The following is a 25405-nucleotide window of genomic DNA, read 5'->3' as shown; positions in this document are numbered from 1 at the left end:
ACAAATACAGGGTAATATAATTTTTCAATAAAAATTATTTTTTATATTCCTGTAATACAAAAATTGCTAATCGTAAATACTGTATCTATAAGACTAGAGAAAGTGGGTGATTTTTAATGGCAGAAACCCGTTTTAACTTTAAAGTAAACGGTAAAGAAATTGAGGCGAAACAAGGGCAATCTATTTTTGAAGCAGCTAGAGATAATCAAGTCTATATCCCGGGTATTTGTTCTTCTCGTCCAAACTTAGGTGTTGGCGTCATTCAAACATGTGACACATGCTATGTTGAAGTAAATGGAGAATTAAAACGGGCTTGTGCGACAGAAGCGGAACCAAACATGATTGTTAACTCTATCTCAGATACCGCTAAAGAAGCACAATTAGAAGCGATGTCAAGAATACTAAGAAATCATGAGCTTTATTGCACGGTGTGCGATAACAACAATGGAAATTGTTTAATTCATAATACCGCCGAATATTTACAAATAGAACATCAAAAATATCAATTTAAGCCAAAGCCATACCCTCCAGATATGACACATCCATTTTACCGTTATGAACCTGATCAATGTATATTATGCGGCATGTGTGTAGAGGCGTGTCAAGACCTTCAAGTTAGTGAGGTTTTAAGCATTGACTGGGAACGGGAGCAGCCTAGAGTGATTTGGGATAATGATGTGCCAATTGGGAAATCATCATGTGTTTCCTGTGGACATTGTGTAAGTGTATGCCCTTGTAATGCATTAATGGAAAAATCGATGCTAGGGGAAGCAGGGTATATGACTGGTATACCTAAAAATATTTTAGAACCTATGATTGACATTACGAAAGAAGTAGAACCAGGTTATCAAGAAATTTTTGCCATTTCAAACGTTGAATCTGCAATGCGTGAAGATCGAATTAAAAAGACGAAAACGGTTTGTACATATTGTGGAGTCGGTTGCAGTTTTGAAGTATGGACAAAAGGGAGAAAGATTTTAAAGGTCCAAACCCATGCAGAGGCCCCTGTGAATGGCGTTTCAACGTGTGTAAAAGGGAAGTTTGGCTGGGACTTCGTAAATAGTGAAGAACGATTGACGAAGCCGCTGATTCGTAAGGGAGATACTTTCCATGAAGCAACATGGGATGAAGCATTGAGTTTAGTGGCAAAGAAATTTACAGAAATCAAGGAAGAGAATGGTCCTAATGCTCTCGGGTTTATCTCATCCTCAAAATGTACAAATGAAGAAAACTATCTGTTTCAAAAACTTGCACGTTCTGTTTTTCAAACAAATAACATTGATAACTGTTCAAGATATTGCCAGACACCGGCTTCTGCGGCTTTGATGAGAACCGTTGGATACGGTGGTGATTCTGGAACAATGAAGGATATTGCAAATGCTGATTTAGTAATTGTCGTTGGAGCAAACCCATCTGAATCCCATCCTGTATTGGCAACTAGGATCAAAAGGGCACATAAACTTCGTGGTCAAAAGCTTCTTGTCGCAGATTTGAGAAAAAATGAATTAGCTGTACGGGCGGATTTGCATATTCATCCAAAACCAGGTTCTGACCTTGTATGGTTATCTGCTGTTACGAAATATATTTTTGATAAAGGGTGGGAAGATAAGGAGTTTTTAAAAGAACGAGTAAATAATGTAGAAAAGTACAAAGAATCAGTAGCGAAGTTCACGCTTGAATATGCCGAAGAAAAAACAGGATTATCAAAGGAAACCATTATTAAAATTGCAGAAATGATTCACGAATCCAAAGGTACTTGTATTTTATGGGCAATGGGCGTTACTCAACATATGGGTGGTACAGATACTAGCACGGCAATTTGTAATCTTCTCTTAGTTACAGGCAACTTCGGCAAACCAAATGCTGGAGCGTATCCTCTTCGTGGACATAACAATGTTCAAGGAGCAGGCGATTTTGGAACAATGCCTAATTGGCTTCCAGGTTACGAGCCAGTTGAAAATGATGAAGTACGCTCACGATTTGAAAAAGCATGGGGGACAACGATTCCTAAAAAACCAGGGCTTAATAATCATCAAATTGTTGAAGCAATTACAGATGGCCGCGTAAAAGGCATGTATTTATTTGGTGAAGAAATGGCTCTCGTTGATTCAAATATTAATTTCGTTGAAGAAGCATTCGAAAAACTTGAATTTTTCGTTGTTCAAGATATTTTCTTCTCAAAAACGGCTCAATATGCTGATGTTGTATTGCCGGCTGCACCTAGCTTAGAAAAAGAAGGAACATTTACGAACACTGAAAGGAGAATTCAGCGCTTCCATCAAGTGTTTAAGCCACTAGGAGATTGTAAACCTGATTGGGAAATCTTCCGGGATTTAGCAAACAAATTAGGTGCAAACTGGAAGTATTCTCATCCATCAGAAATTATGGAGGAGGCAGCAAAACTGATTCCTATCTTTGCGGGTGTTAACTATGAATATTTAGAAGGATGGAACAGTCAAGTTTGGCCAGTAAAAACAAATGGAGAAGGTACACCGTTGTTATATCAAGATACATTTAAATTTACAGATGGAAAGGCAAGGCTATTTCCTGTCGATTGGACGCCTCCACACCAATTTGGGGAGGAATATGATCTTCATTTAAATAATGGCCGACTATTAGAACAATTCCATGAAGGGAATATGACAGATAGATCTGCTGGACTTCATCATATCGTCCCAAGTCCTTGGCTAGAAGTATCCGAAGAGCTTGCAAAAGAGCGTGGAATTGAAACAGGGGCACTTGTCCGGTTGACATCTCCTTATGGAAAAGTAAAAGTTCGAGTTCTTGTCACAGATACGGTGAAAGGGAATGAACTATATTTACCGATGAATACTCGGGAAAATATTCAAGCCGTCAATAAATTGACAAGTAGCTATTATGATAAAGACACTCATACACCAAATTACAAGGAAGCTGCTGTAAAAATGGAGGTACTTGAGAAAACGGGTGAGTCCCCTGTGCCACATTATAATCATCGATTCGGTAATCCGCGGCCACATATTGGTGTGGAAGTAGAAAAGAAATGGAACCGGATAGACTATACTTCTATTCCTGAGATTTTGGAAAGCGAGGGTTTCATAGATGGCGAAAGCAATCAAGCAAATTGAGAGACAAGCAAGCAATGTTAATGAGGAACGAACAGAAGACCTTACAGATATTTTGAAACAAATTGCCGATAGTCGTGAAGCAATCCAAGTTAGCTTAGTCATTATTCAAGAACTCTATAATTCAGGGGTTCTAAACATGATAAAGGGCTTTCTTAAAACGAGGGAAAATGTAGGTTCCATTATCATTAATCAATTAAATCAACCGAGTGTATACAACATTATTAAGAATGCGATCAATAGTGTTGAGCTCTTATCGTCGTTAGATCCAAATCAGTTGCAAGCTATTTTTGGAGGATTACATCAAGGGTTACAAAAAGCCTCGGAAAATATAGATGAGAATAGCAAGCAAATAGGTCTGTGGGAAATACTAAGAGCAATGCGTGATCCAAATATCCAGGCATCATTGAATATGATGCTTCAATTTCTGAGCGGTATGGGCGAAGGATTAAATCATAAACAAGTTCATGAATAAAGGAGGCAGGAGCATGCTTACCCATAAACTTTCTATCCAAAATATTCAAGAAGAGGATGAGAAGAAAATTCGTGAGGCCCTGTATGATGTGTGGGGAGTCCGAGATGTTGAACTTAATACAGAAACAGGGGAAGCTACAATATCCTACAATGAACAATCTGGGTCAATCCAAGATTTTCAACAAGCTATTATCGATTTAGGATATGAGGCAAATAAATTAGAGGAATAAACAAATAAAAGGAGGGATTCTTTTTGGCAAGGATTTGCGAAGTATGCGGTCGAATTGAAGAGGTAGAAGATGAAGAGCATCCCTATGATATTCTTGATGTTTGTCCAGAATGTACAGAACATTTGATACATCCAATTACAGATTCGGAAGCCTAAGTTCAAGTTCAATGCCAGTCTAGCAATAGACTGGCATATTTTATGTTAGTGGCATGTTTAAAAAATATGTCTTTCGCTTTTATGCATGGGTAAGAAGAGATAGGAAATACTTTTACTAAAGAATCCATCTGTAAGGAGGGAAAAACAGATGAAATACCATCACATTTTTAAACAAGCAGTAAAACATAAACAGGAAGTACAAATGAAAAAAGGAAAAGGGGCCCATTTGGAATGGTGGCAGCTATCACTAATTGGAATTGGATCCATCATAGGGGCAGGTTTTTTCTTAGGAACAGGATTATCGATTCACTCGGCGGGCCCTTCTGTCTTAGTTGGTTACTTAATAGCTGGAATGACTGCATTTTTTGTGTTTAGTGCATTGGCTGAAATGAGTGTTAACGATCCTCAGCCAGGTTCTTTTCGTACGTATTCTAAAAAGGCATTTGGAGATACTTATGGTTTTGTTATTGGCTGGATGTATTGGTTGTCGGGTATTTTAATTATGTCTAGTGAGATCGTGGCCCTATCAACATTTACCCAATTCTGGTTTCCGCATGTGCCTTTATGGATATTTACAATTATTTATTCATTATGTGGTTTCGGAATTAACTTACTTGGTGTTCAAAATTTCGGGAAGATTGAGTCCATTTTTGCAGTAATCAAGTTATCAACTTTATTTGCCTTTATTGTTTTTGGTGCTTTATTTCTATTCGGAATTATTCATCCGGTAAGTGCCAGTACTATTCAACACTCAGCAATGACAAACTTTTTTCCGCACGGGTTAAAGGGGCTATGGTCAGCACTGATTTTTATCTTTTTCTCCTTTGGTGGGATTGAAGTTGTAGGTGTGGCATCAACGGAGTTAAAAAATAAAAATGAAGTTCCTAAAGCAGGTTATGGATTAGTTATTGTTTTAGTTGCCCTTTATTTACTTGCCCTTTTCTTTGTGTTGTATATGGTTAGCTGGACGAAGATTAATACTTCAACAAGTCCATTTGTAATGGCCTTGTCTGCTTTTCATATTCCATTTTTAGATTCTATTTTTAATTTGATTATTATTAGCGCCGCTTTTTCTACAATGGTGGGAGCTTTATTTTCTATTACACATATTATGGTTGCACTGGCAGAAGACGGTGATGCCCCACAGCGGCTCAAGAAAAAGAATAGCCGTGGTGTAGCTGTTAATTCGCTTTTACTCACAGCAATCGGGCTAGCAGTTTCGATTTTATGCTCATTCTTGCTGCCAAAGACTTTATATGAATATGTCACTACAGCTGCAGGAGTTTTACTCATATTAAATTGGATGAATATTCTTGCATCCCATATTAAGCTACACCCAACTTACGGACACCAAGAGAAATTTAAAGCGCCAGGATTTCCTTTTACTTCATACATGGGGATCCTATTCATCTTGATCACGCTCTCAGGGGCACTGTTATATGCAAATGAAAGAATTGGTTTATTTATAAGTATTGGCATGGTCATTCTAATTTTTATAGGTGATAAACTAATTTATAGAAATAATAAAACAGTTGTGTCTCGACCTTAAATAAGTGCAATTCTATATGGGGAATTCAGCTTTTTTGTTACACTAGAGGTATAATTATTTAAGGAGGGTGAAACATGACGATTCAACAACTTCATTCTGTTGAAGAACTCCATCAATTTGTAAAACAGCCCGGCAAACAATTACTTTTTAAGCACAGTATAACTTGTCCAATTAGTGCTAAAGCTCATGAGGAGTTTCAAGCATATGTAGAAGAAACAAATATTCCTGCTGCAGAGGTATTGGTTATAGAAGATCGCCCTGTTTCTAATACGATTGCAGAAGAATTTGGGATTAGACATGAATCACCGCAAATATTCCTTTTAGATGACGGAAAAGTCCGATGGAATGCATCCCATTGGAACATTACTCGTCAAACAATTAGCGCTGCCTTAAATGAATAGGGCAGTCCATAACTTATTTCTCATAAAGATACCCCGCGTCTAAGAGATGCGGGGTATCTTTATGAGAAATATTTAATGAAAGTCTATATCAATCTTTTTCTGCTCATGATGTGTTAATTTTGGCATTCTTACTTCAAGGACGCCGTTTTTATAAGAAGCTTTTACTCCTTCACTAGCAACAGGTGTCGGAAGTGAGATGGAACGTTGGAAGTGGCCGACAAAACGTTCTTGTCTATGCATATTTTTTTCACTTGTTTCATTTGTTTTGTTTACTGTACCACTTACTTTTAAAGTATCTTTTTCAATTTCAATATGGATATCTTCTTTCTTTTCGATTCCAGGAATATCACATGTTGCGACTACTTCGTTTGCTGTTTCATGTACATCTACTCTAATTCCGCCAACTGAGAAATCATTTCCAAATGCAGATGGGAAATTAGGGAAGAATTGTTCGAAATCTGATCTAATGTTAGATAGATGCCTAAATGGATCATAAGGATTTAAAGACATTTTTGTACCCTCCTTTTTTTAAATCAAGATTATTATGTCAATGTATGTGCTATTTTACTCAAATGAATGATTGCTTTTAAGGTGTTATTTATGTCCCTTTTTGGCTAGATTGTTGACGTATGTGAAAGTATTTTTTAATATATAATTACAGTACTCGTACATGAAGAGGTTCATAGCTGAAACCCTCTATAAAAAACTATGGATAGCATATACGCCATATCCATATGGATGTGGCTTCTTTGTTTTTCTTTTAGTTTATAGGGTCGAACGAACTCTTCTATAAAAATGACGGGAACATTTTTAGAGGAGGTTTTTTTATGTCTGGAAGAAAGCAAGAAGAAGGATTGAAAGATTTAACGTTACTAGGAAATCAAAATACACAATACAGTTTTGATTACGCACCTGAAGTGTTGGAAGCGGTAGATAATCTCCATTCAGATCGTGATTATTTTGTGAAGTTTAATTGCCCTGAGTTTACAAGTTTATGTCCATTGACACATCAGCCGGATTTTGCAACGATGTATATTTCTTATATCCCTGATAAAAAGATAGTTGAAAGTAAATCACTTAAGCTTTATTTGTTTAGCTTTAGAAATCATGGAGATTTCCATGAGGATTGTGTAAATATTATTATGAACGATTTAATTCAATTATTAGACCCGCGTTATATTGAGGTTTGGGGTAAATTCACACCACGCGGTGGAATTTCTATCGACCCTTGGTGCAACTACGGTAAGCCAGGAACAAAATATGAAGAGATGGCACAGTTCCGCTTAATGAATCATGATCTTTATCCGGAGAAAGTAGATAACCGCTAAGTTTGTTAATTATAAAAATAAAGTAAAAACTTTATTCTTATGATTCAATATTACATTTATTACTTGTTGATTGAGGCGGAAGGGGGAGAGTCCTGCGGGATTATCGTGTCTGCGTGAGATCTCGCAGGCAGCTCGCGGATAGCGACTTCTGTAGCAAAATCATCATGTAAACGAACAGACAGCATATGCATGCTAATTAAAAAGAGGTTAAGAATGGGGACATTCTTAACCTCTTTCGTAATGTCTTTATTTTTGTATTTCTATAGTTGTTGGCTGGGAGGCCATCAGTGGCTTTGTTGCTAAGCTTACAACGACAAGGAAAAATAAATTGATGATCATTGCAATGATACCTACATTTAGATCTTTAACGACTTGCGGCAAGAAGGGCAATAATGTTCCAACAGTATTATTTGAAATCGTTACGTAAGCAACGGCTGCAACACCAGTGGCCATTCCGGCAAAAGCACCATACTTTGTTACAAAATTATTTTTCATTAGACTAAATAATAATGCTGGGAAAAGCTGTGTTACAAGACTATAGCCCATAAGGAGCAAGGCAACAATGGTATCTCCACCATTAATTGTATAATATACAGTAATTAAAGCTACGACAGGTACTAACCATTTTGCTGTTCTCTCTACTTGTTTATCTGAAGCTTTAGGATGTAACACTTTGTAAATATTTTTTGATAACAGAGTTGCTGAGGACATAAGTATTAATGAGCCTGGCACAAGTGCGGTTAAGACGCCTGCTGCTCCGATTATGCCGATGAGCCATGGATCAAATGTTTTAATTGAAATTTTTAATAAAGCTAAATCTGTATCTCCGCCTGTTAACCCGGGGACTTTCAAGATGGCGGCAAATCCTACGAAGAAAACAAATAGTAAGATAAGTGAATATAATGGCATAATGACTGCATTTTTTCGGAAAACATTGGCGTTTTTTGCTGAATAAGAAGATCCGAATGTGTGCGGCCACATATAAAATCCGAATGCTGTTAATAACACTGTTGAGATGAACCAAGAAGCACTTTGCCCTTGCTGAGGAAGAGCTAAAAATTCTGGTTTTTTTGCTTGGATGGCTTCAAACATTTGATGAATACCACCGTAGTAGTGAACTGGTAAATAAATTCCTAAAAATAGAACAATGGCAAGAATTAGAAAGTCTTTTGCAATAGCGGTCCATGCAGAACCATGTATTCCAGAAATCATAACATAAATGGTTACAGCTATTGCGCCAATCCAGATTGCAGTAGTTGGTGAAATGCTTCCATATGATGCTTGTGAGACGATAAGTCCTAATCCTTTCAGTTGGGTAATAAAATAAGGGACCATTCCGACAACACCGATCAATGAAACAAAGATACCTAAATAAGGACTATTATATTTTGCTACAAAGAAGTCAGATTGTGATAGAAGATCGTTTTCCTTAGCGTATTTCCAAATCTTTGGTAAGAGGAAATAAGATAAAATATAGGAGATTGCTCCATATGAGATAATGTAGTAAGTTGGACCACCTGTTCCGTAGGCCCAGCCACTGCCGCCTAAAAATGTAAAAGTCGTATAAATTTCTCCAGCCATTAGTAGAAAGACAAAGAGTGAACCAAAGCCTCTGCCACCAACAGACCATTGTTCGAGGCTCATGTCTTTCCCTTTTTTAGCGCGAATGCCTAGCAAAATTGATAATACAATAACAGCGAATATAATGATTAACGCACTATTCATAGGACGCATCTTCCTTTCTTGTTGGATCAAATTGGAAGACTATCCACATAACAACTGAGGATAGTACAGTGCAAGCAACTAACCAAAAAAGTAAAAATGGCATTCCTAGTATAAAAGGGGTAACACGATTAAAAAAAATCACACCGATCGCAATTAATATAATTGGGAGGAAAGCTAATAGTTTAATAGGGTGCATGGTTTTAACCTCCTAAATGTTAAGTTAAGCTAAGAACTTAAATGTCGCACTAGTGAAGAGGGATACTCCTTTTTCAAGTGATTGCTCGTCAATCATAAACTGTTCATGATGATGAGGGTAAATCATTCCTTTATCGGCATTTCCGGCCCCTATGTAAAAGAATGCGCCCTTCGCTACTTGTTGATAGGCAGAAAAGTCCTCTCCAACCATGGACGGATCCATGCGTTCAATAGCGTCAGATCCATAAACTTCTTCCACAGTTTCCTCTAATATTTGAGTAATGTCGTCATCATTTATAACAGCGCGATAACCGAAGCTATAATCAAATTCATATTCGGCGTTATGTGCAGCCGTAATTCCTTTCACAATTCGCTCCATATGAATTGGAATATCCTTCCGTACGTCAGGATCGAATGTTCTTACTGTTCCCATGATTTCAACGGATCCAGGTATAACATTATGTGTAGTGCCGCCAATAAATTTTGCGACTGACACGACAACAGGCTTCAATGGATTAACATTTCTAGAAACGATATGTTGCAGATTCGAAACAACTTGTGCAGCTGTTGCAATGCTGTCCACAGTGTCATGAGGCATTGCTGCATGTCCGCCTTTACCTTTTATGATAATGTTAAATGTATCGGGAGAAGCCATCATTGGTCCATAGACAATTCCGATTTTCCCAACTTCAAGAGGAGACCATAAATGAGCACCAATGACAGCCTCTACGCCATCCATTACCCCCTTATGAACAAGTTCCTCCGCACCTCCAGGAAAGATTTCCTCAGCATGTTGGAAAATGAGGCGGACTTCTCCAGCAATATTGTCTTTTAATTGTGAGAGTACCTTTGCAGTGCCAAGCAGCATTGCTGTGTGACCATCATGACCGCACGCATGCATGACACCGGGTTTTTTTGAAGAAAATGGGACACCGCTTTTTTCATCTATTGGCAATGCATCCATATCTGCCCGAATTGCAATTGTTTTACCTGGTGATGCCCCTTTTATAATTCCTAATACACTCGTATTGGTAGGTCTTGATAGCTCAATTCCTCCAAAGGATTGCAATGTGTTATAAACAAAATTCGCTGTTTCTACCTCTTCAAATGATAATTCAGGATGTGCGTGAAGATAACGTCTCCATTCAATAACTTCTTGTTTTACTTGTTCAATATGTTGTGGCATAGTGGTTTTTATTGTAACCATACAGCAGGACCCTTTCTTAATCATATTTTTTGTTTGCTCGTTTACTGTTAATTGGTTTGTTTGTTAAATTATAAAAATTCTGTAAATAAAAATGTTTGTCTTTTATCATAAACAAACATTTCAAGTTAATCAATAATAAATTTCAATTTTTAAAATTTTTAAGAAACTATACATTAATTGTTGTGGGTCTTTTATAATGAGAAATATTATGATAAATAGGAGAAAAGGCTGTCTTAACATAGTGAAAAAACATGTCCTAATGATTGAAAATAAAGTTCATTAGTCTTTTAGGATCAATGTTTATTTCTGTGTTTAGACAGCCTTTAAGATTAATTTATTTTGAAAGAATTGTAATCCCTTCATCACTTGCAATAAGCACTTTTGTTACAACATTGATAAATAATGAAGTATCAATAACCCCGCTAATGTTTTTTAAATTATTTTCGAGCTTTTCAATATCAGTAACATTTTCAAATTGTACATCTATAAGTAAATGTCCATTGTCTGATATAATGAAACCATCTTTTGCATTACTAGTTCTTATCGTTGTTTTTCCTCCTAAAGCACGAACAGCTTTTGTTACATATGCTAAGGAATCTTCTAGTACTTCAAGGACAACAGGATGCTGAAAAGTGAGGGTGTCAACAACTTTGCTTTTGTCGACTAAAAGGATGTAGTCATCAGCCATATGACCGATTAACTTTTCCTTTGTATGAATGCCTCCGCCACTTTTTAGTGCACGTAAGTGATGGTCCACTTGATCACAGCCGTCAAAAGCAACTGCCACTTGTTCAACAGAAGATGTATGGAGAACTTCTAGTCCCTTTTGTAAACAGAGCATTCTTGTTTGTGCAGAGGGTGTTACGATTTTAATTTGAAGATTCTTCTCCTTAATAAAATCAATTAAGTATGTAATTGTACTTCCTCCGCCTAATCCAATGACAGAGTGATTTGGGATATATTGCAGTGCTGCCTGAGCGCAATTTTTTTTAATATCGTTACCAGTCTTCAATTTATTTATCCACCCCTCAAACTTTGAATAACATCGCTTTCAGTATACAGGGATCATGATAATGAGTAAATGGGATGGTCAATATTGAAAAGAATGATCATATGCTCATTATATTTTTGACTATTCAGATATTTATTAGTGTGCTAAAATATTCTTATCTACTATTTATAGTAAACATAATGGAGATGCAAAGCTTCTTCATAAACTTCAATATAGTATCTCAGCACATGATAGGAGCGGCTTACGTTGAAAGGCATTCAATATGTAGAACCTTTAGTGATGCTTGCGACACTTATACGATTATTCTTTTTTGCGGCGCTTTCAGGGATTGTAGTCGGAACAGGTGTAACGCTATTTCTAAAAGCATTACTTTTTACTCTGCAGCAAACAGGGCATATTTCGTTGTGGATGCAGATGCTCCTTTTGCCAATTGGAGGATTGTTAAACGGGTTAGTTTTATATTATGGAAACCAACGGTTATCAAATCAATCGGATTCTTTTATTGCCGCAGTAAATCTCCATTCTGGCATTATGCCGTTAAAACCATTGGCCATTAAACCAATAGCGGCGCTTATAACCCTTTCTTCTGGAGGATCTTCGGGTAAATTTGGTCCCTGTGCTCATATTGGTGGGACGGTGGCATCATTATTTGGCCAACTTCTCCATTTAAAACCTGAAATTCAAAAAATAATGGTCGTATGTGGAATTAGCGCAGGTTTTTCAAGTGTATTCGGAACGCCAATTGCTGGCGCTATTTTTGGTGTTGAAGTATTGACAATAGGGAGAATACGCCATGACTATATTTTTCCGGCTGTTGTAGCAAGTGTCATTGCAGTTGGAATTAGTAAACTTGCAAGTATTCCCTATCCGACTTATACAATCATATCCTCTTCGAGTTTCTCTGAAGATTTATTTATGAAAATGATTATTCTTGGCATTCTTTGTGGGATTTCTGCGTGGATATTTATTGAGCTTTTGCAGCAAATTAAGTTACTGTTCAATACTGTTCAACGTAGCTTCCATCTATGGCAGCCGTTTATACCTTTTTTAGGCGGAGTACTATTATCGATTCTTATCTTAATTATTCCGACAGATTATTTAGGATTAAGTATCCCGATCATGAATCATGCTTTGAATGGGGATGAAGTTCCATATTGTTCATTTCTTTGGAAGGCATTATTTGTGGCTATTACATTAGGCTCTGGATTTTATGGCGGAACAGTTACACCGCAGTTTGTCATAGGAGCATTATCAGGAAATGTTTTTGCACATTTACTTGGAATCAGCCCTGTTCTAGGCTCTGAGGTAGGAATGGTAGCTGTTGTGGCGGCGGCTTCCAATACACCAATAGCGGCAATCTTTATGGGATATGAACTATTTGGCAGTGTGACAGGGTTATATGCCGTGATTGCCTGTATTACTGCCTATATTGTTATTGGTCATAGAAGCGTTTATCCCGATCAGCTTGTCATTTATAAGAAATCATTATGGATGTACTTGCATCCAGGAATTGAATTAGGTAAAGAGAATATTCATTTTTCCTATAGTCTTTTGAAAAGGATTGAGCGAATGAGGCATCATCATCGCGATGGTCATTAACGTTGTGAGAAGCGGAGGAAAAATTCAAAAGGAGCAGAGATCCATCAGTAATGCCAATGGATCTTTGCTCCTTTTTTAATGTTGTTTTGTTATTTAATCAAAGCCTTCTGACTATGAGGCAGTGGGAAAAATTACTAAGTGTAGTGATAACTATTAAGATTGGTTTTGGAAATGATAAAAAGTAAATCAGCATGTGTAAACGCTTAAATACGTGTGTATCAATAGGTTTATAAAAATCATTGATACAGTTTTTTAAAACTTAGTAATAAATTTTTAAATTTTTTTGTGCAAATCTCTTGTTTTCAATGGTTAATCGGGTGTAGTATTTATTTGTGAACAAAATGTGTCTGTTTTTTAATAGTACAGAAAGAGTATACAACTATAACAGAAAGCGCCTTCCACAAATGATGTTGATGTGAAGAACGCCTAAAGTTCTAGGCAATACATTTTAATTTAAAAAGGAGTAAATATATTATGGGAAAAACAATTGCCGATGTCTTAATCGACTCATTGTTAAATGCTGGTATTACAAGAATTTACGGTATTGTTGGGGATTCTTTAAATGCCGTATTGGATTCTATTAGACGTTCAGGAAAAATTGAATGGGTTGCTGTACGTCACGAAGAAGTTGCTGCATTTGCAGCTGGCGCTGATGCTGCATTAAACAACAGTATTGCAGTTTGTGCCGGTAGTAGCGGTCCAGGAAACTTACATTTAATTAACGGATTATTTGATTGCCATCGTTCTCGTATTCCCGTACTTGCGATTGCTGCACATATTCCAAGTAACGAAATTGGTAGCGAATATTTCCAACAAACTCGTCCAGAAATTATTTTTAAAGATTGCAGTCACTTTGTTGAAACTGTAACTAGACCTGAACAAATGCCATTAATGGTTAATATGGCAATGCAACAAGCTATCTCTAAAAAAGGCGTTTCAGTTGTAGTTCTTCCAGGGGATGTTGCTGGATTGGATAGTGCTGGTGTTGTACCAGAAGTTCCAATGCATGTTACAGAACCGGTTGTTAAACCATCTCCAGCAGAATTACAAAAACTTGCTGATTATTTAAATGAAGGTAAAAAAGTTTCACTACTTTGTGGTGCTGGTTGTGAAGGCGCTCATGCTCAATTAATGGAACTATGTAACAAGCTAAAATCTCCAATGGTTGTAGCATTGCGTGGTAAAGAATTCCTTGAGTATGATAACCCATATTATGCTGGTTTAACTGGCTTAATCGGCTACTCTTCAGGTTATGACGCTATGATGGATTGTGATGTATTGTTAATGTTAGGAACTGACTTCCCTTACAGACAATTCTATCCAAAAAATGCTAAAGTTCTACAAGTAGATATTCGTGCTGAACATCTTGGCCGTCGTACCCCATTAACTTACGGTTTATGCGGTGATGTTAAAGATACAGTCGAAGCATTATTACCTCTTATTAAAGAAAAAGATAACTCTAAACATTTGGATAAACATGTTGCTTCATATAAAAAAGTAAGAGAAAACCTTGATGGTTTAGCTACTGGTAAACCAGGTCGTAAGCCAATTCACCCACAATACTTAACAAAAGTTGTGAGCGACTTAGCTGCTGAAGATGCTGTTTTCACTTGTGATGTTGGTACGCCAACTCTATGGGCAGCTCGTTATCTTAAAATGAATGGAAAACGCCGTCTATTAGGTTCATTTAACCACGGTACAATGGCTAATGCTCTTCCACAAGCAATCGGAGCAGCAGTAGCAAAACCAGATCGCCAAGCAATTGCACTTTGTGGTGATGGTGGACTTTCAATGTTAATGGGTGACTTATTAACGCTTCGTCAACATAATTTACCTGTAAAAGTTGTTGTTTTCAATAACAAAGCGTTAAGCTTCGTTGAATTGGAAATGAAGGCTGCTGGTTTCCCTGAAACTGGTACTCAACTTGACAGCCCTGATTTCGCTGCAATTGCACGCGCAATGGGTATGGAAGGTATTCGCGTAGAAGATCCAGGCGATCTTGAAGGTGCTGTTGAGAAAGCTCTTGCTCATAATGGTCCTGCTATTATTGACGTTGCGGTTAACCGCCAAGAGTTAGCATTACCACCAAAAATCAAATATGAACATGCACACGGATTTACAATTTGGATGTTAAAAGCTGTTCTAAATGGTAATGGTAACGAATTAGTTGAGCTTGCAAAAACTAACTTAATTCGTTAAAAAATGGTCAATTGATAAAAACACCATCATTAAGTGCTGATGTAAGGCTGCCGACAAACTTGTTTGTCGGCAGCCTTTTTTGTATAGATAAGTATTAAGCACTTTCAGGGTCTCGCTTTTCCGTAGGAGTTTTATATTTTAGCACCAGCCTGAGGATGGTGCTTTTATCATAGTAGCTATTAAAAAAACATTGTTTTATGATATGACGGTAGTAATGATAATAAAATGTCGTCAATTCACGATAAAAACAATTTGCGCAACGTAACATTGTTATGTTATATTAGTGTTGTTAAAGGAGTGTATCAATTTATGGAGGAAGAATTGATTTCAAAAAAAGATCTACTTGAGAAAACAGGGATTTCGTATGGTCAACTATACAGATGGAAAAGAAAAAACTTAATTCCAGAGGATTGGTTTATAAGGAAATCGACATATACAGGCCAAGAAACATTTTTTCCAAAGTCCCGTATTTTGGAGCGGATTGAAAGAATTCAGATGATGAAAGAAAATCTTTCATTAGATGAGTTGGCGGAGATGTTTTCGCCTGGTGGCGGGAAATTGGTAGCAAAAGAGGAAGTGATAAAACGTGGAATCGCGTCGGAATATGTCGTGAATTTTTATATAGAGCAAACAAACAATCATGAGAATGCGTTTCCCTTTGATACAGTTTTAGAAATTTTTATTTTAGAGAAGCTATTGCATTCGGGGGAAATTAACATTGAGGAGAGTAAGATGGTCATTCAGCTTCTCCAAGATTATTTTGGTAAAGCATTTCAAACAAAGGATACGCAATTATGGTTGATCAGGAAGTTCGGCATTTCCTCGTGCTTTTTAGCGAAAAAGACGGAAGAACTTCAGTTTGAAAAGGATACAAAAGTCGTTTCGACAGTAGATTTCATGACATGCTCAGAGGAGCTAAAAATAAAATTCTTATAGTGGAGGAATAAGTGTGGAGAGAGTAAAAAAAGGGCATCTCGTTATAAATGGTATAGGTTCATCTAATGGAGGATCATTTGAGGATGTACTTGTAAACGGGGTAGGAACGATTAATGGAAATATTGAATGTGAACATTTGGAGAGTAGCGGAAAAGGACATTTTAAGGGTAACATTGTTTCGGAAAGTATTAAAGTGAACGGAACAGCCTCATTTGGAGGAGCGATATCCGGTGAGAAAATCGATATTGAGGGAAGTGTAAAAATCAAGAAAAATGTTCAAGTTCATTTATTAAAAGTATCTGGCAATAGTACTTTCGGTGAAAGTGTCCGTGGTGAGTCGATCAATATTGAAGGAAGGATCAGTATTACTGAAAACTGTGATGCAGAACAATTTCATGCCCGTGGTCCAATTAAAATAGGTGGAGAATTAAATGGTGAAAGCATTTTGATTGAACCTTACGGGAACTGCAGCATTGGGGAAATTGGAGGGCAGAGCATTTCTGTTAAACAAAGCGCACGACTTTCCCACTGGTTAAAACCATTTTTTACAAACACATTATCTGTTAATAGCATTGAAGGGGATGAAATAGAGCTAGAATCAACAATAGCAAAAATGGTTCGGGGCAAGAATATCAAGATCGGGAAAAAATGCGAAATTGATCTTGTTGAGTATTCCGATACTTTTGAAGTAGATAATGATGCAGATGTTAAAGAGTATAGAAAAGTGTAATAGAAGGAAAGTGGGTGGATAGAATGGAGAGAACTAATCTAACCATTAATGGTTCTGGATCATATGGAGGAGGCCTATATGGGAAAGTAAAAGTAAATGGTGAAGCCAAAGTCACTGACCATTTAGATTGCTTGCTTTACTCAATCCGCGGCAAAGGTCAAGTCATGGGCAATACAAAAGTAGAAACGTTATCTGTGTTTGGTGAGGCAGATTTAAATGGCGATTTACAAGCAAACAAGGTAAGTGTTTTCGGTAATTGTAACGTTGCTGGTGAAGGAGATATTAAAAATAGTGTTATTCGCGGTTCGTTCAAGATTGATGAGAAATATAATGGGGAGCGTGCCGAAATTAAAGGGGAATTAATCGTTAAAAGTGATGTTGAGGTGGAAAGTTTTATTTCGAAAGGCCATTTTCACATTGACGGCTTGTTAAATGCTGAGGAAATTGACATTTCTTTACGACATGGTAAAAGCTATGCAGGAGAAATCGGTGGAAAAAAAATAAATGTACGTGTTCCAAGTAGCATTAGTGATATTTTCCGCGGGAAAAAATATTTATTACTTGAGGCACGCGTAATAGAGGGAGACGATATTTATCTTGAAAATACAAAGGCTGATATCGTTCGCGGTCAAAATATTGAAATAGGACCTAGATGTGAGATTAATCAAATTGAGTATAAAGGCATATATAAGAAAGTTAAGAGTTCGATTGTTAAAGAAGAGAGAAAAATTTAGGGGGAACAAGATGAATATGGATCAGTCGAAATTAAAGTTTGTTGTAGCAGGATTATTGCTGGCAATGTTAATGGCGTCGATGGATAACACAATAGTCGTTACAGCAATGGGAACGATTGTCGGTGATTTAAAAGGACTGGACAGCTTTGTATGGGTGATTTCAGCTTATATGGTGGCTGAAATGGCTGGAATGCCGATATTTGGGAAATTATCGGATATGTATGGTCGTAAAATTTTCTTTTTAATGGGAATGATCTTGTTCTTACTTGGCTCAATTCTTTGCGGCATTTCCACGAATATTACTGAGTTAAGTATTTTCCGGGCAATGCAGGGAGTAGGCGGGGGAGCACTTATTCCGATTGCCTTTACAATTGTATTTGATATCTTTCCGCCAGAAAAACGCGGAAAAATGGGCGGGATATTTGGTGCAGTGTTTGGACTTTCAAGCATCTTCGGTCCTTTATTAGGAGCGTTTATTACTGACAATTTAAGCTGGCATTGGGTATTTTATATTAACTTACCATTAGGTATTATTGGTTTTATTTTAGTTGCTTTATTTTACAAAGAATCGAGCAAACATCAAAAGCAAAAAATCGACTGGTTTGGTGCTATCACGCTTGTAGGAGCAGTTGTTTGTTTAATGTTTGCCCTTGAACTTGGTGGCAAAAAATACGAATGGAGTTCAACAGAAATTATTAGTTTATTTATCGGATTTATTATTTTATTTCTTGCCTTTATTGTTATCGAGACTAAAGCGAAAGAACCAATTATTTCATTTAAAATGTTTAAAAATCGATTATATGCAGGAAGTACATTAGTAGGGATGTTTTATGGAGCTACTTTTATGGCTGCAACAACTTATATTCCGATTTTTATACAAGGTGTACATGGTGGATCAGCTACTAACTCAGGACTATTGCTGTTGCCAATGATGTTAAGCTCTACAATATCTGCCCAGGCAGGCGGATTTTTAGCGACAAAAATGAGCTATCGTAACGTTATGTTTCTTTCGGCGATTATCACAATTGTTGGAGTATGTTTACTCGGTACGCTCGGACCTGAAACTAGCCGCTTTCTCATTACAATTTATATGATTATTGTGGGATTAGGAGTTGGTTTCTCATTCTCCGTGTTAGGTATGGCTGCTATTCATAGCTTTGGCGTGGAGCAGCGGGGGCAAGCCTCCTCAACGAGCAACTTTATGCGCTCAATCGGAATGACAGTAGGTGTCAGTATTTACGGAACCATTCAAAATAATGAATTCAGTGATCTACTAAAAGAAAGCCTTAAAAAATTAAGCACAAGTATGGGAAATCATTACAAGACGGGCATTAAAGTCGATCCAAATGGTTTATTAACTGAACAAACACGGAAAATGATGCCTCCTGAAATATTACATCGTATTATTGATGCATTATCTACTTCTATTGTTCATACGTTTCTTTGGTCACTTTGCCCGGCGGTGCTCGCATTTGTATTCATTTTCATTATGGGCAAAGAAAGACTGGTTGCTCATCAAACGCAGCCTAGTGGAATGATGAAAGAGACAGCATCAACAATGAAAGAGGAAGTATAACAAAAAGAGACATCGGCATTTAAGTCCGATGTCTCTTTTTTGCTAGGCTCTTTCTACAGGATTGTTGTTTGCAAATATCTTGATGATGATTATATCCAAGTATTGATTTAAGTTAGTCAATTGAGCATAAGGGACGAGACTCCTGTGGAAATTAACTATCCCTGTGAAATAAAAGCATGTAAAAAGGAAAGGAATAAAAATAACATTCAGTACCTTGCAATAAACAATAGTGTATGTTAAATTATTAGTTGTAAATCAGTACTATATATTGTATAGTACTGATCGAAATTCGATTGGGGTGAACGAAGTTGAACGTTCAATTTAAAAAAGGCGTTTTAGAACTATGCGTACTCGTGCTGCTTGATAAAGGGGACCGATACGGCTATGAACTAGTGCAAAAAATTTCGCAGCAAATAGAAATATCAGAAGGATCAGTGTATCCATTATTAAGGAGACTTACAAAGGAACATTATTGTACAACATATTTAAAGGAATCAACTGAAGGACCATCAAGGAAATATTATCAATTAACAGATGAGGGGAAACATTATCTTTTAGAATTGCTGGCAGAGTGGAACCAATTCTCAAGAGGGGTCAACCAACTTATTAAGGAGGGGGAAGAAAATGGGTAAAGAGCAATTTTTAAAGCAGTTAAAATCCTCGTTAAGAAAACTCTCTACAGAAGAGCGTGAAGATATTTTACATGATTATGAAGAGCATTTTACGATCGGCTTATCGGAAGGGAAAACAGAGGAAGAGATAGCCAATTCATTAGGGTCACCTCAGCAAATTGCGAAAGAAATGCTTGCACTTTATCATATGGAAAAGGTAGAGACAACTGTTACGCCAGGAAATATACTACGGGCTGTATGGGCAGTTATTGGACTTGGTTTTTTTAATCTTGTCATTGTTCTTGGGCCATTTATTGCGTTAGTAGGGGTTTTATTTGCTGGATGGGCAGCATCAATATCTTTTGTTGTTTCTCCTTTGATTGAATTAGTCCAGGGAGTGCTTTATCCGAAAGCCTTTAATTTATTTGAACTATTTATTTCCTTGGCAATTTGTGGTGTCGGATTACTTGTTATTGTCGCAATGTTTTATATTACAAAGGGTCTTATTTATTTATTCTTGCGTTATTTAAAATACAATATATCACTTGTAAAAGGTGGGCTTAAACATGATTAAAAAAATCTTAGCCATTGCCTGTATTCTAATTGTAATTGGTGCAATTGGAGGATTATTAACCTTTCGACAATTCCATCAGACAGTTTCAATATCAAAAGAAAAATTATTTAATGGCAATGATATAACTGCAATCCAATTGGACTCACATGATGCAAAGGTAGATATTATTCCTGTTCAATCAAATAAATTGAAGGTTGAATTAAAAGGGCAGACTACAAAGGATATGCAGAGAACGATTTCAACAACAGTGAAAAATGGAAAACTATTTATTGGAGTAAAGGAAACAGCACCAAAATTTTTCAATTTGCACTTTGTTGTCTTGAAAGATCTTCATCTAAAGCTTTATATTCCTGAAAAACAATATAATGCATTAAAGATAGAGAGTGATAACGGTAAAGTCGAAGCAAAAGGTTTAAACATAAAGAATGTGAGTGCGAATACAAATAATGGAGAAATTCATTTAACAGACATTTCTTCATCTGATGTACGCGTCCACTCAGATAATGGTCAACTTGTACTAGATCGTGTAACTGGCCGGTTAACTGGTTCGACTAATAACGGAAAAATCTATATGATAACGGAACATTTGAATAGGGATATTCAGTTGCGCTCAGATAATGGGGAAATTGAAATCGAAACTGATAAGGAACCGACGAATGCGCGTTTTCATGTTCATAGCGATAATGGAAGTATTAATATTTTAGATAAATATAAAGACGATGCAACAATCGGAAAGGGGCAGCATCTCATTCAATTATCAACTGACAATGGTGCGATAAACGTAGAAAATATTAAAAAGAGTAAATGATTTTCGCTCTAGAATGCTCCAATCAACAAATAACGAGGATGTTCCGTTGTATTATGGGACATCCTCGCTTTATTTTGAGAAAGTATAATTAGATCACGCTCCCTAATAAAAGCACAACAATTAGACCGGTAATAGAAATGACGGTTTCTAGTAATGTCCAAGTTAAAAAGGTTTCTTTTATACTTAAATTAAAGTATTCTTTGAACATCCAAAATCCGGCATCATTTACGTGGGAGGCGATAAGACTGCCAGCTCCTGTTGCTAAAACCATTAAAGCAGGATTAACATGACTTGCAGCCATTAAAGGAGCAGCAAGACCTGCAGCCGTTAAAGCTGCCACAGTAGATGAGCCGAGACATAAACGTAAAATAGCAGCAATACACCATGCTAGGAATAATGGCGATAGACTTGAATGTTTAAACAAATCAGCTACAAAATTCCCTACACCACCATCTATTAATACTTGTTTAAAGGCACCGCCTCCGCCGATGATTAATAGCATCATAGCAATACTTGCAGCGGCTTGGGCGTTAGAATTCATTATATCTTTCATCGGAATATTACGTGCAATTCCCATTGTGTAGGTTGCTAATAAAATCGATAAAAGCATAGCAGTAGATGGTGCACCAATTAGCTCAATTACTTCTTTCGTGGTTGAATCACTTTTAACAAATAATGAGAAAACAGTTGCAATCGCCATCAAAATTACCGGGAACATAGCAGTAAATGTACTAATTGCAAATCCAGGTGTGTCTTCTAATTTGAATTGCTTCTGTGGGCCAAGCGCTGCAATATTCCCTACACGATTAAAGCTAGCAGGCACCATTCTTTTTGCAAATTTTGTAAACACTGGTCCAGCTAAAATAACAGCTGGAATAGAGACAATAAAGCCTAGTATTAATACTTGCCCAACATTCGCATGATATGCAACAGCAAGGGCTGTAGGACCTGGATGCGGCGGTAGGAAACCATGTGTAACAGATAAAGCAACGGTCATTGGTATGCCTAAGTATAGGATTGGAACACGAAGTTCCTTCGCAATTGCGCAAACAATAGGAATTAGTAGTACGAGTCCCACTTCAAAGAATAAGGCAATCCCGATGATGAATGACGCAATAATGACTGCAAATTGAATATATTTTTCACCAAAACGATTAATGAGTGTTGTAGCAATGCGATATGCGCCACCGGCATCTGCAAGCAGCTTGCCAAGCATAGCCCCTAATCCAAAGACGAGGGACAAGTGTCCAATTGTTCCGCCAATCCCACCCTCAATGGAGGTGACGATCTTATTAAGCGGCATTCCGAGTGCAATGGCCACTCCAAAAGATACGACAATAAGGGAGATGAACGTATTTAACTTAAATTTCATAATTAAAATTAATAAGATGATAACCCCAATACCTACAATCAAAATTGGCATACCAAATTCGCCTTCTTTCCCAGTTAGATTTTTAATCTAGCATGTTATCTTCCTAGCCAACCGCCATCAACGGCTAATAAGTGACCGTGAATATAGTTCGATGCATCTGAAGCCAAAAATACAACAGTTCCCATAAAGTCTTCGGGAGTTCCCCATCTGCCAGCAGGAATTCGCTCCAAAATTTGGCGACTTCGTGTTTCATCCTGAATAAGGGCTTCATTCATATCTGTTGCAATATAGCCTGGAACAATGGCATTAACGTTCACGTGATTTTTTGCCCATTCGTTTGATAACGCTTTCGTAAGTTGCGCGACTCCACCTTTAGCAACAGCATAGGCTGGGACTATGTAACCACCTTGAAAGGATAATAGTGAAGCCATATTAATGATTTTCCCTTGTTGTTGTGCAACCATAAATTTTCCTGCTTCTTGGCATAACAGCCAAACACTCTTTAAATTTACTTGAATAACATCATCCCAGTCAGTTTCAGAAAAGGAAACTGACGGAGAACGCCGCTGAATACCAGCATTGTTGACCAATATATCAATTTTCCCTAGTTCCTTAATGACTGTTGGAATGGCTGCTTTCACTTGTGCCGTATCTTCCATATTACAAGGGACAACTATACAATTTTTTCCTAATGATTCAATTTCTCCTTTAAGTGCAACATCATTTACATTCCTTTGTAATGAGGCAATGTCTGCACCTGCTTCTGCTAATGCAACAGCCATTTTTCTACCTATTCCTCTAGTTGCCCCTGTAATGGCAGCTACTTTATCATCTAAACGAAACATATAAAATCACCTCATAAATTTGGTTGAAATAATACTTTTAAAGACGTTTCTGGGTTAAGCATATATTCAAATCCTTTTTCAATTTCCTCTAGGGGCAGCTCATGCGAGATAAGGGGAGTCACATTAATTTCTCCACTTGCCATCATGCTAATGGCCGCTGCAAAATCTGTTGAATGATAACATCTTGTTGTCGTAAGCGATAATTCTCGAAAATGCATAGACGCAAGGTCAACAATCGGTTTTTGTTTATATACACTGACAACGATGATTTGTCCTTGTGTTCTGCAAACATCAATCATTTGCTGAGCTGTTACGTTATTTCCGGCTACTTCGAATACAACATCGGCACCGATACCGTTTGTTTCAGCTTTAACAACCTCGACAATATTATCTTTTTTGGCATCAATGGCGGCTAAACCTAATGAAGCAGCTTTCTTAAGTCGGAAAGGGCTTACATCGGAAATGTAGATCTTTTTTGCACCTGCTATTTTCGCTGTAAGGCCAATTATTAACCCAATTGGACCAGCACCTAATATGGTGACAGTATCTCCAACTTTTAAATTTGAACGTCTGACTGTATGAATTCCTACCGCTACTGGTTCTGTTAACGCTGCATGGGCATCACTTAATGAATCTGGTACTTTATGCAAGCGGTGGAGGGGAACTGCTACATATTCAGCAAAACCACCATGCCAATCAATACCAATCAAGCCAAGTGCTTCACAGACTTGTGGGTTTCCCGACAAGCAGGCTGGGCATTCACCGCAACTAATCGTCGGTTCAACGACAACGCGATCGCCAATTTGGAAACGGGGGTCTTCTCCGTTGATATCTTCGATCACGCCAGAAAATTCATGTCCCATTGCAAGCGGTGCTTTTGCCCGCGGATGCTTCCCGGAATAAATCATCATGTCCGTCCCGCATATTCCTGCGAAGGAGACTTTAATTAATGCTTCATTTCGCTTTGGAGAAGGTTTATCCAATTGTCCTATGCGGACGTATTTCTCTGAAAGGTACAAACCTGCCTTCATATCAATTTCCTCCTTTAGAGAGCTATTTATTGTTGTCTTCTTGTAATAATGAAGTAAATACTGTTGCTCGCGTATCTTCAAAATGGTGGTGAATTGCCTTATCAAGCATAGCTTCACTATTTGATTGGATCGCTTTAATAATGAAATAATGTGAATCTATGAGGTTATTAATCTCATTAAAATGATCTTTAAATCGGTTAACAGTTGCAACAAGTAAAGCCGTCAATATAATGGGCCTAATATTGAGCCAAAGTCGTAATATTCTTGTATGACCAGCCGTTTCAATCATCAGCTGATGAAAATGTAGATCGTAATATGAAAATTCAACAGCATTGTGATGATTCATAGCCATAACCATTTTATCTGTTATTTTTGTTAGCTCAGTGACTAGCTTCTCCTGATCTAATCTACACAACTGTTTGAGAATAAATGATTCAATCAACATTCGAACGTCATAAAGCTCTTCTAAGTCTTTCTTGTTAAATCCTAAAACAACGGCTCCCATGCGTTCAAGGCGAATCAATCCCTCATTTGCAAGAACATGGAGAGCATCTCGTACAGGTGAACGACTCGCTGAAAATTCTGAAGCGAGTTTGTTCTCAGATAGGATAGTTTCTTTAGGAATTTCCCCTGTGATAATTCGTAAACGAACTTCACAAGCGATTTTTTCGCCAATTGCGTGACTTTGTAACCATTCAGAAGGATAGTTCATGTCATTTCACCCGAGTAAATTTTATTGTGTACTTGTATACAAGCAAAGTGTAGTATATGTATATTTTTTGTAAACGTTTTTATTACTATTTATTCGGAATTATAAATTGAATTTATGTTGCCTAAAATTAAAAAGCTGTCCCAATTATGATCTGAGACAGCTGTTGGATGAAGGCTTTTTTTAAAAGCTTTATTCTTGATTAAGAGAAGTTAGTCCTCACAATAGAATGCTCGTTTTCAGTGGGCGGTAAGTATTCTCGGATTTCACGCTTTCCACTTTAATCAACTTCATGATGAGA

At 37.2% G+C, this 25405-nt stretch carries 25 protein-coding genes and 1 riboswitch; of the genes, 16 read left to right on the top strand and 9 right to left on the bottom strand.

The genetic code is table 11. The features are described from left to right. Positions 1 to 116: 116 nt before the first annotated feature. The 6 genes from fdhF (at position 117) to ytxJ (ending at position 5913) form a co-directional block, all read left to right on the top strand. Positions 117 to 3107 carry a formate dehydrogenase subunit alpha gene (gene fdhF / locus G4D61_RS00900; RefSeq protein WP_163173004.1) on the top strand — a complete coding sequence of 997 codons (2991 nt, stop codon included), beginning with the start codon at positions 117 to 119 and terminating at the stop codon, positions 3105 to 3107. Further along, complete coding sequence (locus tag G4D61_RS00895; protein ID WP_025727393.1) at positions 3082 to 3579, top strand: helical membrane plugin domain-containing protein; 498 nt, start codon at positions 3082 to 3084, stop codon at positions 3577 to 3579. Before fdhF ends, G4D61_RS00895 begins: the two co-directional genes overlap by 26 nt. A 13-nt stretch (positions 3580 to 3592) precedes the next feature. Then, entirely contained in the window at positions 3593 to 3808 is a 216-nt protein-coding gene (locus tag G4D61_RS00890) for a heavy-metal-associated domain-containing protein (protein ID WP_025727394.1), read from the top strand. A gap of 23 nt (positions 3809 to 3831) precedes the next feature. Beyond that, positions 3832 to 3963 (top strand): hypothetical protein, encoded by a 132-nt coding sequence (locus G4D61_RS18300; RefSeq protein WP_268812496.1) that lies wholly within the window; start codon positions 3832 to 3834, stop codon positions 3961 to 3963. Positions 3964 to 4111: 148 nt separating this feature from the next. Continuing rightward, positions 4112 to 5512 (top strand): amino acid permease, encoded by a 1401-nt coding sequence (locus G4D61_RS00885; RefSeq protein ID WP_025727395.1) that lies wholly within the window; start codon positions 4112 to 4114, stop codon positions 5510 to 5512. Between the two features lie 74 nt (positions 5513 to 5586). After that, positions 5587 to 5913: a bacillithiol system redox-active protein YtxJ gene (gene ytxJ / locus G4D61_RS00880; RefSeq protein ID WP_025727396.1), complete on the top strand. Its 327-nt coding sequence runs from the start codon at positions 5587 to 5589 to the stop codon at positions 5911 to 5913. Between the two features lie 72 nt (positions 5914 to 5985). Here ytxJ and G4D61_RS00875 read toward each other — a convergent pair whose 3' ends face one another. Continuing rightward, positions 5986 to 6423 carry an Hsp20/alpha crystallin family protein gene (locus G4D61_RS00875; RefSeq protein WP_025727397.1) on the bottom strand — a complete coding sequence of 146 codons (438 nt, stop codon included), beginning with the start codon at positions 6421 to 6423 and terminating at the stop codon, positions 5986 to 5988. Positions 6424 to 6582: 159 nt separating this feature from the next. Beyond that, positions 6583 to 6629, top strand: a riboswitch (PreQ1 riboswitch). Between the two features lie 111 nt (positions 6630 to 6740). On the opposite strand from G4D61_RS00875, the gene queF reads away from it, so the two are divergent. Then, the gene (gene queF / locus G4D61_RS00870) at positions 6741 to 7241 is read left to right on the top strand and encodes a preQ(1) synthase (protein WP_025727398.1); all 501 of its coding nucleotides are present in this window, start codon (positions 6741 to 6743) and stop codon (positions 7239 to 7241) included. Positions 7242 to 7487: 246 nt separating this feature from the next. On the opposite strand, the gene G4D61_RS00865 is transcribed toward queF, so the two are convergent. From G4D61_RS00865 to rpiA, 4 genes are all read right to left on the bottom strand, one after another. Continuing rightward, positions 7488 to 8966 (bottom strand): sodium:solute symporter family protein, encoded by a 1479-nt coding sequence (locus G4D61_RS00865; protein ID WP_163173002.1) that lies wholly within the window; start codon positions 8964 to 8966, stop codon positions 7488 to 7490. Further along, the gene (locus G4D61_RS00860; protein WP_025727400.1) at positions 8959 to 9162 is read right to left on the bottom strand and encodes a DUF3311 domain-containing protein; all 204 of its coding nucleotides are present in this window, start codon (positions 9160 to 9162) and stop codon (positions 8959 to 8961) included. Before G4D61_RS00860 ends, G4D61_RS00865 begins: the two co-directional genes overlap by 8 nt. Before the next feature lie 24 nt (positions 9163 to 9186). Continuing rightward, positions 9187 to 10368, bottom strand: coding sequence for a M20 family metallopeptidase (locus G4D61_RS00855; RefSeq protein ID WP_025727401.1), 1182 nt, complete (start codon positions 10366 to 10368; stop codon positions 9187 to 9189). Between the two features lie 334 nt (positions 10369 to 10702). After that, entirely contained in the window at positions 10703 to 11380 is a 678-nt protein-coding gene (rpiA, locus tag G4D61_RS00850) for a ribose 5-phosphate isomerase A (protein WP_025727402.1), read from the bottom strand. Positions 11381 to 11626: 246 nt separating this feature from the next. Between rpiA and G4D61_RS00845 the strand changes: the two genes are divergently transcribed. The 9 genes from G4D61_RS00845 to G4D61_RS00805 all read left to right on the top strand — a co-directional run bounded on the left by G4D61_RS00845 (position 11627) and on the right by G4D61_RS00805 (position 21147). Next, complete coding sequence (locus G4D61_RS00845; RefSeq protein ID WP_025727403.1) at positions 11627 to 12979, top strand: chloride channel protein; 1353 nt, start codon at positions 11627 to 11629, stop codon at positions 12977 to 12979. A 474-nt stretch (positions 12980 to 13453) separates the two neighbouring features. After that, a complete protein-coding gene (gene poxB / locus G4D61_RS00840; RefSeq protein ID WP_025727404.1) occupies positions 13454 to 15178 on the top strand; it encodes a ubiquinone-dependent pyruvate dehydrogenase in 1725 nt (574 codons plus the stop codon). A gap of 309 nt (positions 15179 to 15487) precedes the next feature. Beyond that, the gene (locus tag G4D61_RS00835; protein WP_035352729.1) at positions 15488 to 16114 is read left to right on the top strand and encodes a YhbD family protein; all 627 of its coding nucleotides are present in this window, start codon (positions 15488 to 15490) and stop codon (positions 16112 to 16114) included. A 13-nt stretch (positions 16115 to 16127) separates the two neighbouring features. Beyond that, the gene (locus G4D61_RS00830; RefSeq protein WP_163173000.1) at positions 16128 to 16844 is read left to right on the top strand and encodes a polymer-forming cytoskeletal protein; all 717 of its coding nucleotides are present in this window, start codon (positions 16128 to 16130) and stop codon (positions 16842 to 16844) included. Between the two features lie 23 nt (positions 16845 to 16867). Beyond that, positions 16868 to 17578: a hypothetical protein gene (locus G4D61_RS00825; protein WP_025727407.1), complete on the top strand. Its 711-nt coding sequence runs from the start codon at positions 16868 to 16870 to the stop codon at positions 17576 to 17578. 10 nt (positions 17579 to 17588) lie between these two features. Then, positions 17589 to 19154 (top strand): MDR family MFS transporter, encoded by a 1566-nt coding sequence (locus G4D61_RS00820; protein WP_025727408.1) that lies wholly within the window; start codon positions 17589 to 17591, stop codon positions 19152 to 19154. A 308-nt stretch (positions 19155 to 19462) separates the two neighbouring features. After that, entirely contained in the window at positions 19463 to 19786 is a 324-nt protein-coding gene (locus tag G4D61_RS00815) for a PadR family transcriptional regulator (protein ID WP_025727409.1), read from the top strand. Beyond that, entirely contained in the window at positions 19779 to 20339 is a 561-nt protein-coding gene (locus G4D61_RS00810) for an HAAS signaling domain-containing protein (RefSeq protein ID WP_025727410.1), read from the top strand. Before G4D61_RS00815 ends, G4D61_RS00810 begins: the two co-directional genes overlap by 8 nt. After that, entirely contained in the window at positions 20332 to 21147 is an 816-nt protein-coding gene (locus G4D61_RS00805; RefSeq protein ID WP_035352724.1) for a DUF4097 family beta strand repeat-containing protein, read from the top strand. The genes G4D61_RS00810 and G4D61_RS00805 overlap by 8 nt, the downstream gene beginning before the upstream one ends. An 88-nt stretch (positions 21148 to 21235) precedes the next feature. Here G4D61_RS00805 and G4D61_RS00800 read toward each other — a convergent pair whose 3' ends face one another. The 4 genes from G4D61_RS00800 to G4D61_RS00785 are packed head-to-tail and all read right to left on the bottom strand — an operon-like array spanning position 21236 to position 25107. Further along, a complete protein-coding gene (locus tag G4D61_RS00800; RefSeq protein WP_025727412.1) occupies positions 21236 to 22570 on the bottom strand; it encodes a gluconate:H+ symporter in 1335 nt (444 codons plus the stop codon). Positions 22571 to 22614: 44 nt separating this feature from the next. Continuing rightward, a complete protein-coding gene (locus tag G4D61_RS00795; RefSeq protein ID WP_163172998.1) occupies positions 22615 to 23364 on the bottom strand; it encodes an SDR family oxidoreductase in 750 nt (249 codons plus the stop codon). 11 nt (positions 23365 to 23375) lie between these two features. Then, entirely contained in the window at positions 23376 to 24395 is a 1020-nt protein-coding gene (locus tag G4D61_RS00790; protein ID WP_025727414.1) for a zinc-dependent alcohol dehydrogenase, read from the bottom strand. Between the two features lie 22 nt (positions 24396 to 24417). Then, positions 24418 to 25107, bottom strand: coding sequence for a GntR family transcriptional regulator (locus G4D61_RS00785; RefSeq protein WP_025727415.1), 690 nt, complete (start codon positions 25105 to 25107; stop codon positions 24418 to 24420). Positions 25108 to 25405: the final 298 nt, after the last annotated feature.

It is taken from the genome of Heyndrickxia ginsengihumi (assembly GCF_011008565.1).
Taxonomy (GTDB): Bacteria; Bacillota; Bacilli; order Bacillales; family Bacillaceae_C; genus Weizmannia; species Weizmannia ginsengihumi.
The sequence above is the reverse complement of the archived record's forward strand: the minus strand, read 5'-3'. Positions and strand labels throughout refer to the sequence as shown.

Coding starts and splice junctions, on each gene's coding strand:
- fdhF (WP_163173004.1), top strand. CDS start 117: ATGGCAGAAACCCGTTTTAACTTTAAAGTAAACGGTAAAGAAATTGAG.
- G4D61_RS00895 (WP_025727393.1), top strand. CDS start 3,082: ATGGCGAAAGCAATCAAGCAAATTGAGAGACAAGCAAGCAATGTTAAT.
- G4D61_RS00890 (WP_025727394.1), top strand. CDS start 3,593: ATGCTTACCCATAAACTTTCTATCCAAAATATTCAAGAAGAGGATGAG.
- G4D61_RS00885 (WP_025727395.1), top strand. CDS start 4,112: ATGAAATACCATCACATTTTTAAACAAGCAGTAAAACATAAACAGGAA.
- ytxJ (WP_025727396.1), top strand. CDS start 5,587: ATGACGATTCAACAACTTCATTCTGTTGAAGAACTCCATCAATTTGTA.
- G4D61_RS00875 (WP_025727397.1), bottom strand. CDS start 6,423: ATGTCTTTAAATCCTTATGATCCATTTAGGCATCTATCTAACATTAGA.
- queF (WP_025727398.1), top strand. CDS start 6,741: ATGTCTGGAAGAAAGCAAGAAGAAGGATTGAAAGATTTAACGTTACTA.
- G4D61_RS00865 (WP_163173002.1), bottom strand. CDS start 8,966: ATGAATAGTGCGTTAATCATTATATTCGCTGTTATTGTATTATCAATT.
- G4D61_RS00860 (WP_025727400.1), bottom strand. CDS start 9,162: ATGCACCCTATTAAACTATTAGCTTTCCTCCCAATTATATTAATTGCG.
- G4D61_RS00855 (WP_025727401.1), bottom strand. CDS start 10,368: ATGGTTACAATAAAAACCACTATGCCACAACATATTGAACAAGTAAAA.
- poxB (WP_025727404.1), top strand. CDS start 13,454: ATGGGAAAAACAATTGCCGATGTCTTAATCGACTCATTGTTAAATGCT.
- G4D61_RS00835 (WP_035352729.1), top strand. CDS start 15,488: ATGGAGGAAGAATTGATTTCAAAAAAAGATCTACTTGAGAAAACAGGG.
- G4D61_RS00825 (WP_025727407.1), top strand. CDS start 16,868: ATGGAGAGAACTAATCTAACCATTAATGGTTCTGGATCATATGGAGGA.
- G4D61_RS00820 (WP_025727408.1), top strand. CDS start 17,589: ATGAATATGGATCAGTCGAAATTAAAGTTTGTTGTAGCAGGATTATTG.
- G4D61_RS00810 (WP_025727410.1), top strand. CDS start 19,779: ATGGGTAAAGAGCAATTTTTAAAGCAGTTAAAATCCTCGTTAAGAAAA.
- G4D61_RS00805 (WP_035352724.1), top strand. CDS start 20,332: ATGATTAAAAAAATCTTAGCCATTGCCTGTATTCTAATTGTAATTGGT.
- G4D61_RS00800 (WP_025727412.1), bottom strand. CDS start 22,570: ATGCCAATTTTGATTGTAGGTATTGGGGTTATCATCTTATTAATTTTA.
- G4D61_RS00795 (WP_163172998.1), bottom strand. CDS start 23,364: ATGTTTCGTTTAGATGATAAAGTAGCTGCCATTACAGGGGCAACTAGA.
- G4D61_RS00790 (WP_025727414.1), bottom strand. CDS start 24,395: ATGAAGGCAGGTTTGTACCTTTCAGAGAAATACGTCCGCATAGGACAA.
- G4D61_RS00785 (WP_025727415.1), bottom strand. CDS start 25,107: ATGAACTATCCTTCTGAATGGTTACAAAGTCACGCAATTGGCGAAAAA.